The sequence below is a fragment of the Escherichia sp. E10V10 genome (genome assembly GCF_004211985.1).
In the GTDB taxonomy this organism is placed as follows: domain Bacteria; phylum Pseudomonadota; class Gammaproteobacteria; order Enterobacterales; family Enterobacteriaceae; genus Escherichia.
Genome location: NZ_RHJO01000010.1, coordinates 16,007 through 31,438 on the forward strand (window position 1 = coordinate 16,007; position 15,432 = coordinate 31,438).

Annotated in this window: 12 protein-coding genes; 7 read left to right on the top strand and 5 right to left on the bottom strand. The window is 54.4% G+C overall.

The genetic code is table 11. The features are described from left to right. Positions 1-34: 34 nt before the first annotated feature. The 5 genes from lacA to D9736_RS13615 all read right to left on the bottom strand — a co-directional run bounded on the left by lacA (position 35) and on the right by D9736_RS13615 (position 7,206). On the bottom strand, positions 35-646 hold the full coding sequence (gene lacA, locus D9736_RS13595; protein WP_130258510.1) for a galactoside O-acetyltransferase: 612 nt from the start codon (positions 644-646) through the stop codon (positions 35-37). Positions 647-711: 65 nt separating this feature from the next. Then, a complete protein-coding gene (gene lacY, locus D9736_RS13600) occupies positions 712-1,965 on the bottom strand; it encodes a lactose permease (protein ID WP_130258511.1) in 1,254 nt (417 codons plus the stop codon). A 51-nt stretch (positions 1,966-2,016) separates the two neighbouring features. Continuing rightward, the gene (gene lacZ / locus D9736_RS13605; protein WP_130258512.1) at positions 2,017-5,091 is read right to left on the bottom strand and encodes a beta-galactosidase; all 3,075 of its coding nucleotides are present in this window, start codon (positions 5,089-5,091) and stop codon (positions 2,017-2,019) included. A gap of 122 nt (positions 5,092-5,213) precedes the next feature. Continuing rightward, the gene (gene lacI / locus D9736_RS13610) at positions 5,214-6,296 is read right to left on the bottom strand and encodes a DNA-binding transcriptional repressor LacI (RefSeq protein ID WP_130258513.1); all 1,083 of its coding nucleotides are present in this window, start codon (positions 6,294-6,296) and stop codon (positions 5,214-5,216) included. A 76-nt stretch (positions 6,297-6,372) separates the two neighbouring features. Further along, positions 6,373-7,206 (bottom strand): DNA-binding transcriptional regulator, encoded by an 834-nt coding sequence (locus D9736_RS13615; RefSeq protein WP_240779344.1) that lies wholly within the window; start codon positions 7,204-7,206, stop codon positions 6,373-6,375. A gap of 190 nt (positions 7,207-7,396) precedes the next feature. Here D9736_RS13615 and D9736_RS13620 point away from each other — a divergent pair, with 190 nt between their 5' ends. From D9736_RS13620 to mhpT, 7 genes are all read left to right on the top strand, one after another. After that, on the top strand, positions 7,397-9,061 hold the full coding sequence (locus tag D9736_RS13620; protein ID WP_130258515.1) for a bifunctional 3-(3-hydroxy-phenyl)propionate/3-hydroxycinnamic acid hydroxylase: 1,665 nt from the start codon (positions 7,397-7,399) through the stop codon (positions 9,059-9,061). A gap of 1 nt (position 9,062) precedes the next feature. Then, positions 9,063-10,007, top strand: coding sequence for a 2,3-dihydroxyphenylpropionate/2,3-dihydroxicinnamic acid 1,2-dioxygenase (gene mhpB, locus D9736_RS13625; protein WP_130215362.1), 945 nt, complete (start codon positions 9,063-9,065; stop codon positions 10,005-10,007). Between the two features lie 17 nt (positions 10,008-10,024). Next, positions 10,025-10,891, top strand: a complete 867-nt coding sequence (gene mhpC / locus D9736_RS13630; protein WP_130215607.1) for a 2-hydroxy-6-oxonona-2,4-dienedioate hydrolase — start codon at positions 10,025-10,027, stop codon at positions 10,889-10,891. Between the two features lie 9 nt (positions 10,892-10,900). Next, entirely contained in the window at positions 10,901-11,710 is an 810-nt protein-coding gene (gene mhpD, locus D9736_RS13635) for a 2-keto-4-pentenoate hydratase (RefSeq protein ID WP_130258516.1), read from the top strand. After that, complete coding sequence (mhpF, locus tag D9736_RS13640; RefSeq protein WP_000044308.1) at positions 11,707-12,657, top strand: acetaldehyde dehydrogenase; 951 nt, start codon at positions 11,707-11,709, stop codon at positions 12,655-12,657. Before mhpD ends, mhpF begins: the two co-directional genes overlap by 4 nt. Continuing rightward, entirely contained in the window at positions 12,654-13,667 is a 1,014-nt protein-coding gene (gene mhpE / locus D9736_RS13645; RefSeq protein ID WP_001013507.1) for a 4-hydroxy-2-oxovalerate aldolase, read from the top strand. Before mhpF ends, mhpE begins: the two co-directional genes overlap by 4 nt. A 514-nt stretch (positions 13,668-14,181) precedes the next feature. Then, positions 14,182-15,393: a 3-(3-hydroxy-phenyl)propionate transporter MhpT gene (mhpT, locus tag D9736_RS13650; RefSeq protein ID WP_130258517.1), complete on the top strand. Its 1,212-nt coding sequence runs from the start codon at positions 14,182-14,184 to the stop codon at positions 15,391-15,393. Positions 15,394-15,432: the final 39 nt, after the last annotated feature.

A 15,432-nucleotide genomic window follows, 5' to 3' on the forward strand; every position in this document is an offset into this window, starting at 1 on the left:
TGATAAGCGAAGCGCATCAGGCAATTTTTATAATTTAAAGTGACGATTCAACTTTGTAATCTTTGTAATAATATTGCTTATCCCGGTCGTTTATTTCGCGAATAACCCGACAAGGAACGCCAGCAGCCACGACGTTTGGTGGAATGTCTTTTGTGACGACACTACCCGCGCCAATAACAGAATTATCCCCGATGGTGACGCCTGGATTAATGACCACATGACTCCCGATCCAGACATTATTGCCAATCGTTATCGGAAAAGAGTACATCTCTCCGTTTTTTCTCAATTTATGGTGTACAGGGTGTCCCGTAACGGAAAGAGTAACGTTGGGTGCAATCAGTACGTTATCACCGATTGTTACCGTGTAGTCATCGACAATGGTTAAATTGAAATTTGCGTAAAAATTGCGGCCTATATGGATGTTGGAACCGTAAGAGAAATAGACAGGTGGTTCTATCCAGGCATTTTCCCCTACTGTGGCAAACATTTCTTTAATCAGGCTTTCCCTTTTTTCAACTTCTGATGGATGCGAGTGATTAAACTCATACATTAACGTTTTCCCACGAAGTCTTTTTTCAGGTAAGCCTTCGCACATATCGGTAAATAGCTTGCCTGCTTTTATTCTTTCGGTCATTGGCATGTTCATTGCGATCATTCCGTCCTGATATGTTGGTCGGATAAGGCGCTCGCGCCCCATCCGACATTAATTGCTTAAGCGACTTCATTCACCTGGCGACGCAGTAGAGAAAGCGGGCCGGGGCCGCTAAGTGTGAACACGGAAATCAAGGTGAAGCCCAGCGCCACCAGACCCAGCACCAGATAAGCACCCTGGAAACCGATGCTTTCATACATATTGCCCGCCAGTACAGACATAAAAATCATCGCCAGCTGCTTAAAGAAGCAGAAACAGACCAGATAAATCGTCGCTGAAAAACGCACTTCAAACTGGCTGGTAATATATTTAAAGCAGCCCACCAGCAGGAACGGTACTTCAAACATATGCAGCGTTTTCAGAATAACCACTTCCAGCGCTGAGGTGGCGAACGATGAGCCAATAATGCGTACAGACATAATAGTGCCAGCCAGCAGCAGGGCGTTTTTCCCACCGATGCGATTAATAATCAGCGGCGCAAAGAACATAATCGAGGCGTTAAGTAATTCGCCCATTGTCGTTACGTAGCCAAATACCCGCGTACCCTGTTCACTGGAGGTAAAAAACGAAGTAAAGAAATTAGCAAACTGTTGGTCAAAAACATCGTAGGTACAGGAAACGCCAATAACATAGAGCGACAAAAACCACAGTTTGGGCTGTCTGAACAATTCCAGCGCCAGCTTAAGGCTAAAAGCCGAATGGTTGGCGCCTACGGCATTGGCAACCGTGGCGGAAGAAGGCGCATCCGTTTTGGCGAAAAAGAGTAAAACGGCGAGGATGAGTGCACAGCCAGAACCCAGCCAGAAAACAAACTGATTATTGATGGTGAACATGATGCCGACAATCGAGGCACACAGCGCCCAGCCAACACAGCCAAACATCCGCGCGCGACCAAATTCGAAATTACTGCGACGGCTGACTTTCTCGATAAATGCCTCTACTGCTGGCGCACCGGCGTTAAAACAAAAGCCAAGATAAATACCACCAACAATCGATCCTACTAAAATGTTGTATTGTAACAGTGGCCCGAAGATAAAAATAAAGAACGGCGCAAACATCACTAACATGCCGGTAATAATCCACAGCAGGTATTTACGCAGCCCGAGTTTGTCAGAAAGCAGACCAAACAGCGGTTGGAATAATAGCGAGAACAGAGAAATAGCGGCAAAAATAATACCCGTATCACTTTTGCTGATATGGTTGATGTCATGTAGCCAAATCGGGAAAAACGGGAAGTAGGCTCCCATGATAAAAAAGTAAAAGAAAAAGAATAAGCCGAACATCCAAAAGTTTGTGTTTTTTAAATAGAACATAATGGATTTCCTTACGCGAAATACGGGCAGGCATAGCCTGCCCGGTTATTATTATTTTTGGCACCAGATCAACTGGTAATGATAGCGACCTGCGCTCAGTTGAAATTCTGCCGACACTGACGGGCTCCAGGAGTCGTCGCCACCAATCCCCATATGGAAACCGTCGATATTCAGCCATGTGCCTTCTTCCGCGTGCAGCAGATGGCGATGGCTGGTTTCCATCAGTTGTTGTTGGCTGTAGCGGCTGATGTTGAACTGGAAGTCGCCGCGCCACTGGTGTGGGCCATAATTCAATTCGCGCGTCCCGCAGCGCAGACCGTTTTCGCTCGGGAAGACGTACGGGGTATACATGTCTGACAATGGCAGATCCCAGCGGTCAAAACAGGCCGCAGTAAGGCGGTCGGGATAGTTTTCTTGCGGCCCTAATCCGAGCCAGTTTACCCGCCCTGCGACCTGCGCCAGCTGGCAGGTCAGGCCAATCCGCGCCGGATGAGGTGTATCGCTCGCTACTTCAACATCCACACTGACGACCATCTCACCGTGTCCATCGATACGGTAGGTTTTCCGGCTGATAAATAAGGTTTTCCCCTGATGCTGCCAGGCGTGGACAGTGGTAATCAGCACCGCGTCGGCAAGTGTATCTGCCGTGCACTGCAACAACGCCGCTTCGGCCTGGTAATGGCCCGCCGCCTTCCAGCGTTCGACCCAGGCGTTAGGGTCAATGCGGGTCGCTTCACTTACGCCAATGTCGTTATCCAGCGGTGCACGGGTGAACTGATCGCGCAGCGGCGTCAGCAGTTGTTTTTCATCGCCAATCCACATCTGTGAAAGAAAGCCTGACTGGCGGTTAAATTGCCAACGCTTATTACCCAGCTCGATGCAAAAATCCGTTTCGCTGGTGGTCAGTTGCGGGATGGCGTGGGACGCGTAGGGGAGTGTCACGCTGAGGTTTTCCGCCAGTCGCCACTGTTGCCAGGCGCTGATGTGTCCGGCTTCTGACCATGCGGTCGCGTTCGGTTGTACTACGCGTACTGTGAGCCAGAGTTGCCCGGCGCTCTCCGGCTGCGGTAGTTCAGGCAGTTCAATCACCTGTTTACCTTGTGGAGCGACATCCAGAGGCACTTCACCGCTTGCCAGCGGCTTGCCATCCAGCGCCACCATCCAGTGCAGGAGCTCGTTATCGCTATGACGGAACAGGTATTCGCTGGTCACTTCGATGGTTCGCCCGGATAAACGGAACTGGAAAAACTGCTGCTGGTGTTTTGCTTCTGTCAGCGCCGGATGCGGCGTGCGGTCGGCAAAGACCAGACCGTTCATGCAGAACTGGCGATCGTTTGGCGTATCGCCAAAATCACCGCCGTAAGCCGACCACGGATTACCGTTTTCATCATATTTAATCAGCGACTGATCCACCCAGTCCCAGACGAAGCCGCCCTGTAAACGGGGGTACTGACGAAACGCCTGCCAGTATTTAGCGAAGCCGCCAAGACTGTTACCCATCGCGTGGGCGTATTCGCAAAGGATCAGTGGGCGCGTCTCTCCAGGCAGCGAAAGCCATTTTTTGATGGACCATTTCGGCACAGCCGGGAAGGGCTGGTCTTCATCCACGCGCGCGTACATCGGGCAAATAATATCGGTGGCCATGGTGTCGGCTCCGCCGCCTTCATACTGTACCGGGCGGGAAGGATCGACAGATTTTATCCAGCGATAGAGTGCGTCGTGATTAGCGCCGCGGCCTGATTCATTCCCCAGCGACCAGATGATCACACTCGGGTGATTACGATCGCGCTGCACCATTCGCGTTACGCGTTCGCTCATCGCGGGTAACCAGCGCGGATCATCAGTCAGACGATTCATTGGTACCATGCCGTGGGTTTCAATGTTGGCTTCATCCACCACATACAGGCCGTAGCGGTCGCACAGCGTGTACCACAGTGGATGGTTCGGATAATGCGAACAGCGCACGGCGTTAAAGTTGTTCTGCTTCATCAGCAGGATATCCTGCATCATCGTCTGCTCATCCATGACCTGACCATGCAGAGGATGATGCTCGTGACGGTTAACGCCGCGAATCAGCAACGGCTTGCCGTTCAGCAGCAGCAGGCCATTTTCAATCCGCACCTCGCGGAAACCGACATCGCAGGCTTCTGCTTCAATCAGCGTGCCGTCGGCGGTGTGCAGTTCAACCACCGCACGATAGAGATTCGGGATTTCGGCGCTCCACAGCGCCGGGTTTTCGACGTTCAGACGTAGGGTGACGCGATCGGCATAACCACCACGTTCATCGATAATTTCACCGCCGAAAGGCGCGGTGCCGCTGGCGACCTGCGTTTCACCCTGCCACAAAGAAACCGTCACCCGTAGCTCATCGCGCAACTCGCCGCACATCTGAACTTCAGCCTCCAGTACAGCGCGGCTGAAATCATCATTAAAGCGAGTGGCAACATGGAAATCGCTGATTTGTGTGGTCGGTTTATGCAGCAACGAGACGTCACGGAAAATGCCGCTCATCCGCCACATATCCTGATCTTCCAGATAACTGCCGTCGCTCCAGCGCAGCACCATAACGGCGAGGCGGTTTTCTCCGGCGTGTAAAAAGGCGCTCAGGTCAAATTCAGACGGCAAACGGCTGTCCTGGCCGTAACCGACCCAGCGACCGTTGCACCACAGATGAAACGCCGAGTTAACGCCATCAAAAATAATTCGCGTCTGGCCTTCCTGTAGCCAGCTTTCATCAACATTAAATGTGAGCGAGTAACAGCCTGTCGGATTCTCCGTGGGAACAAATGGCGGATTGACCACAATGGGATAGGTCACGTTGGTGTAGATGGGCGCGTCGTAACCGTGCATCTGCCAGTTTGAGGGGACGACGACAGTATCGGCGTCAGGAAGATCGCACTCCAGCCAGCTTTCCGGCACCGCTTCTGGTGCCGGAAACCAGACAAATTGCCACTCACCATTCAGGCTGCGCAACTGCGGGGAAGGGCGATCGGTGCGGGCTTCTTCGCTATTACGCCAGCTGGCGAAAGGGGGATGTGCCGCAAGGCGATTAAGTTGTGTAACGCCAGGGTTTTCCCAGTCACGACGTTGTAATACGACGGCCAGTGAATCCGTAATCATGGTCATAGCTGTATCCTGTGTGAAATTGTTATCCGCTCACAATTTCATACAACATACGAGCCTGACGCATAGAGTGTAAAGCCTGGGGAACCTAATGAGTGAGCTGACTCACATTAATTGCGTTGCGCTCACTGTCCGCTTTCCAGACGGGAAATTTGCCTTGCCAGCTGCATTAATGAATCGGCCAACGCGCGGGGAGAGGCGGTTTGCGTATTGGGTGGCAGGGTGGTTTTTCTTTTCACCAGTGAGACGGGCAGTAGCTGATTTCCCTTCACCGCCTGCCCCTGAGAAAGTTGCAGCAAGCGGTCTACGCTGGTTTTCCCCAGCAGACGAAAATCCTGTTTGATGGTGGTTAACGGCGGGATATAACATGAGCTGTCTTCGGTATCGTCGTATCCCACTACCGAGATATCCGCGCCGACGCGCAGCCCGAACTCGGTAATGGCGCGCATTGCGCCCAACGCCATCTGATCGTTGGCAACCAGCATCGCGGTGGGAATGATCCCCTCATTCAGCATCTGCATGGTTTGTTGAAAACCGGACATGGCGCTCCAGTCGCCTTCCCGTTCTGCTATCGGCTGAATTTGATGGTGTTTGAGATATTTGTGCCAGCCCGCCAGACGCAGACGCGCCGAGACAGAACTTAATGGGCCCGCTAATAGCGCGATTTGCTGGTGACCTAATGCGATCAAATGCTCCACGCCAAGCCGCGTACCGTCTTCATGGGAAAAAATAATACTGTTGATGGGGACCTGGTCGGAGACATCAAGGAATAACGCTGGCACGTTACCACAGGCGGCTTTCACAGCAATGGCATCCTGTTCATCTAGCGGATAGTTGATGATCAGACCGCTGACACGTTGCGCGAGAAGATTGTGTACCGCCGCTTTACAGGCATCGACGCCGCTTCGTTCTACCATCGACACCACCACGCTGGCACCCAGTTGGTCGGCGCGGGATTTAATCGCCGCGACAATTTGTGACGGTGCGTGCAGGGCCAGGCTGGAGGTGGCAACGCCAATCAGCAACGACTGTTTGCCCGCCAGTTGTTGTGCCACGCGGTTGGGAATGTAATTCAGCTCCGCCATTGCCGCTTCCACTTTTTCCCGCGTTTTCGCAGAAACGTGGCTGGCCTGATTCACCACGCGGGAAACGGTCTGATAAGAGACTCCGGCATACTCTGCGACATCGTATAGCGTTACTGGTTTCACATTCACCACCCTGAATTCACTTTCTTCCGAGTGCTATCATGCCATACCACGGAAGGTTTTTCGCCATTCGGCGGCGTTAACGCAAATGCACGCCGCTTCGTCTTCCGGCCACCAGAATAGCCTGCGATTCAACCCCTTCTTCAATCTGTTTTGCTACCCGTTGCAGCGCCGGAAGATGTTTTTCTGCCGCCTGTTCGATGGTCATCGCACTGGCCATATACACCAGATTCAGGCAGCCAATCACCCGTTGTTCACTGCGCAGCGGTACGGCAATGGAGGCGATCTTTTCTTCTTGATCCCAGCCGCGGTAGTTCTGCCCGTACCCCTCTTTGCGTGCGCGCGCCAGAATGGCTTCCAGCTTTAACGGTTCCCGTGCCAGTTGATAGTCATCACCGGGGCGGGCGGCTAACATTTCGATTAACGCCTGGCGTTCTTTTTCCGGGCAAAAGGCCAGCCAGGTCAGGCCCGAGGCGGTTTTCAGGAGCGGTAAACGCCGCCCGACCATTGCCCGGTGAAAGGATAAGCGACTGAAACGGTGGGTGGTTTCGCGTACCACCATTGCGTCAACATCCAGCGTGGACACATCTGTCGGCCATACCACTTCGCGCAACAGATCGCCCAGCAGCGGGGCCGCCAGTGCAGAAATCCACTGTTCGTCACGAAACCCTTCACTTAATTGCCGCACTTTGATGGTCAGACGAAAACTGTCATCGGAGGTACTGCGCCGGACATATCCCTCTTCCAGTAACGTCTCCAGCAGTCGCCGCACAGTGGTGCGATGCAGACCGCTGAGTTCCGCCAGCAGCCCGACGCTGGCACCGCCGTCAAGTTTATTTAACATATTTAATAACATTAGACCGCGGGTTAATCCGCGCACGGTTTTGTATTCCGTCTGCTCATTGTTCTGCATATTAATTGACATTTCTATAGTTAAAACAACGTTGTGCACCTGGTGCACATTCGGGCATGTTTTGATTGTAGCCGAAAACACCCTTCCTATACTGAGCGAACAATAAAAAACCATTTACATGTTTTTAACAAAATAAGTTGCGCTGTACTGTGCGCGCAACGGCATTTTGTCCGAGTCGTGAGGTACTGAAATGGCAATACAACACCCTGACATCCAGCCTGCTGTTAACCATAGCGTTCAGGTGGCGATCGCAGGTGCCGGTCCGGTCGGGCTGATGATGGCGAACTATCTCGGTCAGATGGGCATTGACGTGCTGGTGGTGGAGAAACTCGATAAGTTGATCGACTACCCGCGTGCGATTGGTATTGATGACGAGGCGCTGCGCACCATGCAGTCGGTTGGCCTGGTCGAGAATGTTCTGCCGCACACTACGCCGTGGCACGCGATGCGTTTTCTCACCCCAAAAGGCCGCTGTTTTGCTGATATTCAGCCAATGACCGATGAATTTGGCTGGCCGCGCCGTAACGCCTTTATTCAGCCGCAGGTCGATGCGGTGATGCTGGAAGGGTTGTCGCGTTTTCCGAATGTACGCTGCCTGTTTTCCCGCGAACTGGAGGCTTTCAGCCAGCAAGATGACGAAGTGACCTTGCACCTGAAAACGGCAAAAGGGCAGCGGGAAACGGTCAAAGCCCAATGGCTGGTGGCCTGTGATGGTGGGGCAAGTTTTGTCCGTCGCACCCTGAATGTGCCGTTTGAAGGTAAAACCGCGCCAAATCAGTGGATTGTGGTGGATATCGCCAACGATCCGTTAAGTACGCCGCACATCTATTTGTGTTGCGATCCGGTGCGCCCGTATGTTTCTGCCGCGCTACCTCATGCGGTACGTCGCTTTGAATTTATGGTGATGCCGGGAGAAACCGAAGAACAGCTGCGTGAGCCGCAAAATATGCGCAAGCTGTTAAGCAAAGTGCTGCCTAATCCGGACAATGTTGAATTGGTTCGCCAGCGTGTCTACACCCACAACGCGCGACTGGCGCAACGTTTTCGTATCGATCGCGTACTGCTGGCGGGCGATGCCGCGCACATCATGCCGGTGTGGCAGGGGCAGGGCTATAACAGCGGTATGCGCGACGCCTTTAACCTCGCCTGGAAACTGGCGTTGGTTATCCAGGGGAAAGCCCGTGATGCGCTGCTCGATACCTATCAACAAGAACGTCGCGATCACGCCAAAGCGATGATTGACCTGTCCGTGACGGCGGGCAACGTGCTGGCTCCGCCGAAACGCTGGCAGGGTACGTTACGTGATGGCGTTTCCTGGCTACTGAATTATCTGCCGCCAGTAAAACGCTACTTCCTCGAAATGCGCTTCAAGCCGATGCCGCAATATTACGGCGGTGCGCTGGTGCGTGAGGGCGAAGCGAAGCACTCTCCGGTCGGCAAGATGTTTATTCAGCCGAAAGTCACGCTGGAAAACGGCGACGTGACGCTGCTCGATAACGCGATCGGCGCGAACTTCGCGGTAATTGGCTGGGGATGCAATCCACTGTGGGGGATGAGCGACGAGCAAATCCAGCAGTGGCGCGCGTTGGGCACACGCTTCATTCAGGTGGTGCCGGAAGTGCAAATACATACCGCACAGGATAACCACGACGGCGTGCTACGCGTGGGCGATACGCAAGGTCGCCTGCGTAGCTGGTTCGCACAACACAATGCTTCGCTGGTGGTGATGCGCCCGGATCGCTTTGTTGCCGCCACCGCCATTCCGCAAACTCTGGGCAATACGCTGAATAAACTGGCGTCGGTGATGACGCTGACTCGCCCTGATGCCGACGTTTCTGTCGAAAAGGTAGCCTGATATGCACGCTTATCTTCACTGTCTTTCCCATTCGCCGCTGGTGGGGTATGTCGACCCGGCGCAAGAGGTACTCGATGAGGTCAATGGCGTGATTGCCAGCGCCCGCGAGCGTATTGCGGCTTTCTCCCCTGAACTGGTGGTGCTGTTTGCACCAGATCACTACAACGGTTTTTTCTATGACGTGATGCCGCCGTTCTGTTTAGGCGTTGGGGCGACGGCAATTGGTGATTTCGGCAGTGCAGCAGGAGAGCTGCCCGTGCCTGTGGAGCTGGCGGAGGCCTGTGCGCATGCCGTCATGAAGAGCGGGATCGATCTTGCCGTTTCTTACTGTATGCAGGTAGACCACGGGTTCGCCCAGCCGCTGGAGTTCCTGCTCGGCGGGCTGGATAAGGTGCCAGTTCTGCCTGTTTTCATCAACGGCGTCGCCACGCCTTTGCCTGGTTTCCAGCGTACCCGTTTGTTGGGTGAAGCCATTGGACGTTTCACCAGCACTCTCAATAAACGCGTGCTGTTCCTTGGGTCCGGTGGGCTTTCCCATCAGCCGCCGGTGCCAGAACTGGCGAAAGCCGATGCCCATATGCGCGACCGTTTGTTGGGGAGCGGGAAAGATTTACCCGCCAGTGAGCGTGAATTGCGTCAGCAACGGGTGATCAGCGCCGCTGAGAAGTTTGTTGAGGATCAGAGAACTCTGCATCCGCTCAACCCGATTTGGGATAACCAGTTCATGACTTTGCTGGAGCAGGGTCGCATACAGGAACTGGATGCCGTCAGTAACGAAGAGCTTTCCGCCATTGCCGGAAAGTCGACACATGAAATCAAAACCTGGGTCGCCGCTTTTGCCGCTATTTCTGCGTTTGGCAACTGGCGTAGCGAAGGGCGTTATTACCGCCCAATCCCGGAGTGGATTGCCGGATTTGGCTCGTTAAGCGCCAGAACAGAGAACTGAATATGCAGGAGAAGATGATGAGTTATCAGCCACAAACCGAAGCCGCCACCAGCCGTTTTCTGAATGTAGAAGAAGCGGGTAAAACGCTGCGCATCCATTTTAATGACTGCGGACAAGGCGACGAAACTGTTGTCCTGCTGCATGGTTCCGGCCCCGGTGCTACTGGCTGGGCGAACTTCAGCCGCAATATCGATCCGCTGGTAGAGGCGGGCTATCGGGTGATCCTGTTGGATTGTCCGGGCTGGGGTAAGAGCGATGCGATCGTTAATAGTGGTTCGCGATCGGATCTTAATGCACGAATCCTGAAAAGCGTGGTGGATCAACTGGATATCGCCAAAATCCACTTGCTGGGCAACTCGATGGGCGGCCACAGTTCTGTGGCGTTCACTCTTAACTGGCCGGAGCGCGTCGGCAAACTGGTGCTGATGGGCGGCGGTACGGGCGGCATGAGTTTGTTTACGCCGATGCCAACCGAAGGTATTAAGCGACTGAATCAGCTTTATTGCCAGCCTACTATCGAAAACCTGAAGCTGATGATGGATATCTTCGTTTTTGATACCAGCGATTTGACCGACGCCCTGTTTGAAGCGCGCCTGAATAATATGCTGTCGCGTCGCGATCACCTGGAAAACTTCGTTAAGAGCCTGGAAGCCAATCCGAAACAGTTCCCGGATTTTGGCCCACGTCTGGCGGAAATCAAAGCACAAACCCTGATTGTCTGGGGGCGCAACGACCGTTTTGTGCCGATGGATGCGGGTCTGCGTCTGCTGTCCGGCATTGCCGGTTCTGAACTGCATATCTTCCGCGACTGTGGTCACTGGGCGCAGTGGGAACATGCCGACGCTTTCAATCAACTGGTGCTGAATTTCCTCGCACGCCCTTAAGGAATGGTCATGACGAAGCATACTCTTGAGCAACTGGCGGCGGATTTACGCCGCGCCGCAGAGCAGGGCGAAGCGATTGCGCCGCTGCGCGATCTGATTGGTATTGAAAACGCGAAAGCTGCCTACGCCATTCAGCGCATCAATGTGCAACATGACGTCGCTCAGGGGCGGCGAGTGGTGGGGCGCAAAGTGGGACTGACGCATCCGAAAGTGCAACAACAGCTGGGCGTTGATCAACCGGATTTTGGGACGTTATTTGCCGACATGTGTTATGGCGATAATGAAACCATTCCTTTTTCCCGCGTCTTGCAACCCCGCATTGAAGCGGAGATCGCACTGGTTTTGAACCGCGATTTGCCTGCGACCGATACCACGTTTAACGAACTGTATAACGCCATTGAATGGGTACTTCCGGCGCTGGAAGTGGTGGGTAGCCGCATCCGCGACTGGTCGATTCAGTTTGTCGATACCGTGGCAGATAACGCCTCCTGCGGGGTGTATGTCATCGGCGGTCCGGCGCAACGTCTGGCGGGGTTAGATCTGAAAAACTGCGCCATGAAGATGACGCGTAATAACGAAGAGGTTTCCAGCGGGCGCGGCAGCGAATGCCTGGGGCATCCGCTTAATGCCGCTGTCTGGCTGGCACGCAAAATGGCCAGCCTGGGTCAACCGCTGCGCGCTGGAGATATCATTCTTACCGGGGCATTAGGTCCGATGGTGGCGGTAAATGCGGGCGATCGTTTTGAAGCCCATATTGAAGGTATAGGGTCAGTTGCTGCGACATTTTCAAGCGCAGCCCCAAAAGGAAGTCTGTCATGAGTAAGCGTAAAGTCGCCATTATCGGTTCTGGCAATATTGGCACCGATCTGATGATTAAAATTTTGCGTCACGGCCAGCATCTGGAGATGGCGGTGATGGTTGGCATTGATCCTCAGTCCGACGGTCTGGCGCGTGCCAGACGTATGGGCGTCGCCACCACCCATGAAGGGGTTATCGGGCTGATGAACATGCCTGAATTTGCTGATATCGATATTGTGTTTGATGCGACCAGCGCCGGTGCGCATGTGAAAAACGATGCCGCTTTGCGCGAAGCGAAACCGGATATTCGCTTAATCGACCTGACGCCTGCTGCCATCGGCCCTTACTGTGTGCCGGTGGTTAACCTTGATGCGAATGTCGAACAACTGAACGTCAACATGGTCACCTGCGGCGGCCAGGCCACCATTCCAATGGTGGCGGCAGTTTCACGTGTGGCGCGTGTTCATTACGCCGAAATTATCGCTTCTATCGCCAGTAAATCTGCCGGACCTGGCACGCGTGCCAATATCGATGAATTTACGGAAACCACGTCGCGCGCCATTGAAGTGGTGGGCGGCGCGGCAAAAGGGAAGGCGATTATCGTGCTTAACCCAGCAGAGCCACCGTTGATGATGCGTGACACGGTGTATGTATTGAGCGACGAAGCTTCACAAGATGATATCGAAGCCTCAATCAATGAAATGGCTGAGGCGGTGCAGGCTTACGTACCGGGATATCGCCTGAAACAGCGCGTGCAGTTTGAAGTTATCCCGCAGGATAAACCGGTTAATTTGCCGGGCGTGGGGCAGTTCTCCGGGCTGAAAACGGCGGTCTGGCTGGAAGTCGAAGGCGCAGCGCATTATCTGCCTGCCTATGCGGGCAACCTCGACATTATGACTTCCAGTGCGCTGGCGACAGCGGAAAAAATGGCCCAGTCACTGGCGCGCAAGGCAGGAGAAGCGGCATGAACGGTAAAAAACTTTATATTTCGGACGTCACGTTGCGTGACGGTATGCACGCCATTCGTCATCAGTATTCGCTGGAAAACGTTCGGCAGATTGCCAAAGCACTGGATGATGCTCGCGTGGATTCGATTGAAGTGGCCCATGGCGACGGTTTGCAGGGTTCCAGCTTTAACTATGGTTTCGGCGCACATAGCGACCTTGAATGGATTGAAGCGGCGGCGGATGTGGTGAAGCACGCCAAAATCGCGACGTTGTTGCTGCCAGGCATCGGCACTATTCACGATCTGAAAAATGCCTGGCAGGCTGGCGCGCGGGTGGTTCGTGTGGCTACGCACTGTACCGAAGCTGATGTTTCCGCCCAGCATATTCAGTATGCCCGCGAGCTCGGAATGGACACCGTTGGTTTTCTGATGATGAGCCATATGACCACGCCGGAAAATCTCGCGAAGCAGGCAAAGCTGATGGAAGGCTACGGTGCGACCTGTATTTATGTGGTGGATTCTGGCGGTGCGATGAACATGAGCGATATCCGTGACCGTTTCCGCGCCCTGAAAGCAGTGCTGAAACCAGAAACGCAAACCGGCATGCACGCTCACCATAACCTGAGTCTTGGCGTGGCGAACTCTATCGCGGCGGTGGAAGAGGGCTGTGACCGAATCGACGCCAGCCTCGCGGGAATGGGAGCGGGCGCAGGTAACGCGCCGCTGGAAGTGTTTATTGCCGCCGCGGATAAACTGGGCTGGCAGCATGGGACCGATCTCTATGCGTTAATGGATGCCGCTGACGACCTGGTGCGTCCGTTGCAGGATCGTCCGGTACGAGTTGATCGCGAAACGCTGGCGCTGGGATACGCTGGCGTTTACTCCAGCTTCCTGCGTCACTGCGAAACGGCGGCGGCGCGTTATGGCTTAAGCGCGGTGGATATTCTCGTTGAGCTGGGCAAACGCCGGATGGTTGGCGGCCAGGAGGATATGATCGTCGACGTGGCGCTTGATCTGCGCAACAACAAATAATGATGACTGCCGAGAACGTGCATTTTGTATGTCCATCCCAGGCATGATAAGACGCGCAAGCGTCGCATCAGGCATCTGCACACGACTGCCGGATGCGGCGTAAACGCCTTATCCGGCCTACGGATGGCGCGGGAATTTGTAGGCCTGATAAGACGCGTTAGCGTCGCATCAGGCATGGTGCACGACTGCCGGATGCGGCGTGAACGCCTTATCCGGCCTACGGATGGCGCGAGAATTTGTAGGCCTGATAAGACGCGTCAGCGTCGCATCAGGTATGGTGCACGACTGCCGGATGCGGCGCAAACGCCTTATCCGGCCTACGGATGGCGCGAGAATTTGTAGGCCTGATAAGACGCGTTAGCGTCGCATCAGGCATGGTGCACGACTGCCGGATGCGGCGTGAACGCCTTATCCGGCCTACATTTCGCCCGTAGGCAGTCATTAAATGGTTCTGATTACGCGGCTGGCAATGTATCAGCCGCGATTCACCTGCACTCACAACGAGGTTCATCTTATGTCGACTCGTACCCCTTCATCATCTTCATCCCGCCTGATGCTGACCATCGGGCTTTGTTTTTTGGTTGCCCTGATGGAAGGGCTGGATCTTCAGGCGGCTGGCATTGCGGCGGGTGGCATCGCACAGGCTTTCGCACTCGATAAAATGCAAATGGGCTGGATATTCAGCGCCGGAATACTCGGTTTGCTACCCGGCGCGCTGGTTGGCGGAATGCTGGCGGACCGTTATGGTCGTAAGCGTATTTTGATTAGCTCAGTTGCGCTGTTTGGTTTGTTCTCGCTGGCAACGGCTATTGCCTGGGATTTCCCATCACTGGTCTTTGCACGGCTGATGACCGGTGTCGGGCTGGGGGCGGCGTTGCCGAATCTGATCGCCCTGACGTCTGAAGCCGCGGGGCCACGTTTTCGTGGGACGGCAGTGAGCCTGATGTATTGCGGTGTCCCCATTGGCGCGGCGCTGGCGGCGACACTGGGTTTCGCGGGGGCAAACTTAGCATGGCAAACGGTGTTTTGGGTAGGTGGTGTGGTGCCGTTGATTCTGGTGCCGCTATTAATGCGCTGGCTGCCAGAGTCGGCGGTTTTCGCTGGCGAAAAACAGGCCGCGCCTCCACTGCGTGCGTTATTTGCGCCAGAAACGGCAACCGCGACGCTGCTGCTGTGGTTGTGTTATTTCTTCACTCTGCTGGTGGTCTACATGTTGATCAACTGGCTACCGCTGCTTTTGGTGGAGCAAGGATTCCAGCCATCGCAGGCGGCAGGGGTGATGTTTGCACTGCAAATGGGTGCGGCAAGCGGGACGTTAATGTTGGGTGCATTGATGGATAAGCTGCGTCCAGTAACCATGTCGCTACTGATTTATAGCGGCATGTTAGCTTCGCTGTTGGCGCTGGGAACGGTGTCGTCATTTAACGGTATGTTGCTGGCGGGATTTGTCGCGGGGTTGTTTGCGACAGGTGGGCAAAGCGTTTTGTATGCCCTGGCACCGTTGTTTTACAGCTCGCAGATCCGCGCAACAGGTGTGGGAACAGCCGTGGCGGTAGGGCGTCTGGGGGCCATGAGCGGCCCATTGCTGGCCGGGAAAATGCTGGCATTAGGCACTGGCACGGTTGGGGTAATGGCCGCTTCTGCGCCGGGTATTCTTGTTGCTGGGTTGGCGGTGTTTATTTTGATGAGTCGGAAATCAAGAATGCAGGCGTGCGCCGATGCCTGACGCGCCTTATTAAGCAGGGGCGAAAGGGACTTGCCCTCA

Excerpts from the sequence above, each read along its gene's own strand:
- lacA (WP_130258510.1), bottom strand. The coding sequence starts at position 646 with ATGAACATGCCAATGACCGAAAGAATAAAAGCAGGCAAGCTATTTACC.
- lacY (WP_130258511.1), bottom strand. The coding sequence starts at position 1,965 with ATGTTCTATTTAAAAAACACAAACTTTTGGATGTTCGGCTTATTCTTT.
- lacZ (WP_130258512.1), bottom strand. The coding sequence starts at position 5,091 with ATGACCATGATTACGGATTCACTGGCCGTCGTATTACAACGTCGTGAC.
- D9736_RS13615 (WP_240779344.1), bottom strand. The coding sequence starts at position 7,206 with ATGCAGAACAATGAGCAGACGGAATACAAAACCGTGCGCGGATTAACC.
- D9736_RS13620 (WP_130258515.1), top strand. The coding sequence starts at position 7,397 with ATGGCAATACAACACCCTGACATCCAGCCTGCTGTTAACCATAGCGTT.
- mhpB (WP_130215362.1), top strand. The coding sequence starts at position 9,063 with ATGCACGCTTATCTTCACTGTCTTTCCCATTCGCCGCTGGTGGGGTAT.
- mhpC (WP_130215607.1), top strand. The coding sequence starts at position 10,025 with ATGAGTTATCAGCCACAAACCGAAGCCGCCACCAGCCGTTTTCTGAAT.
- mhpD (WP_130258516.1), top strand. The coding sequence starts at position 10,901 with ATGACGAAGCATACTCTTGAGCAACTGGCGGCGGATTTACGCCGCGCC.
- mhpF (WP_000044308.1), top strand. The coding sequence starts at position 11,707 with ATGAGTAAGCGTAAAGTCGCCATTATCGGTTCTGGCAATATTGGCACC.
- mhpE (WP_001013507.1), top strand. The coding sequence starts at position 12,654 with ATGAACGGTAAAAAACTTTATATTTCGGACGTCACGTTGCGTGACGGT.
- mhpT (WP_130258517.1), top strand. The coding sequence starts at position 14,182 with ATGTCGACTCGTACCCCTTCATCATCTTCATCCCGCCTGATGCTGACC.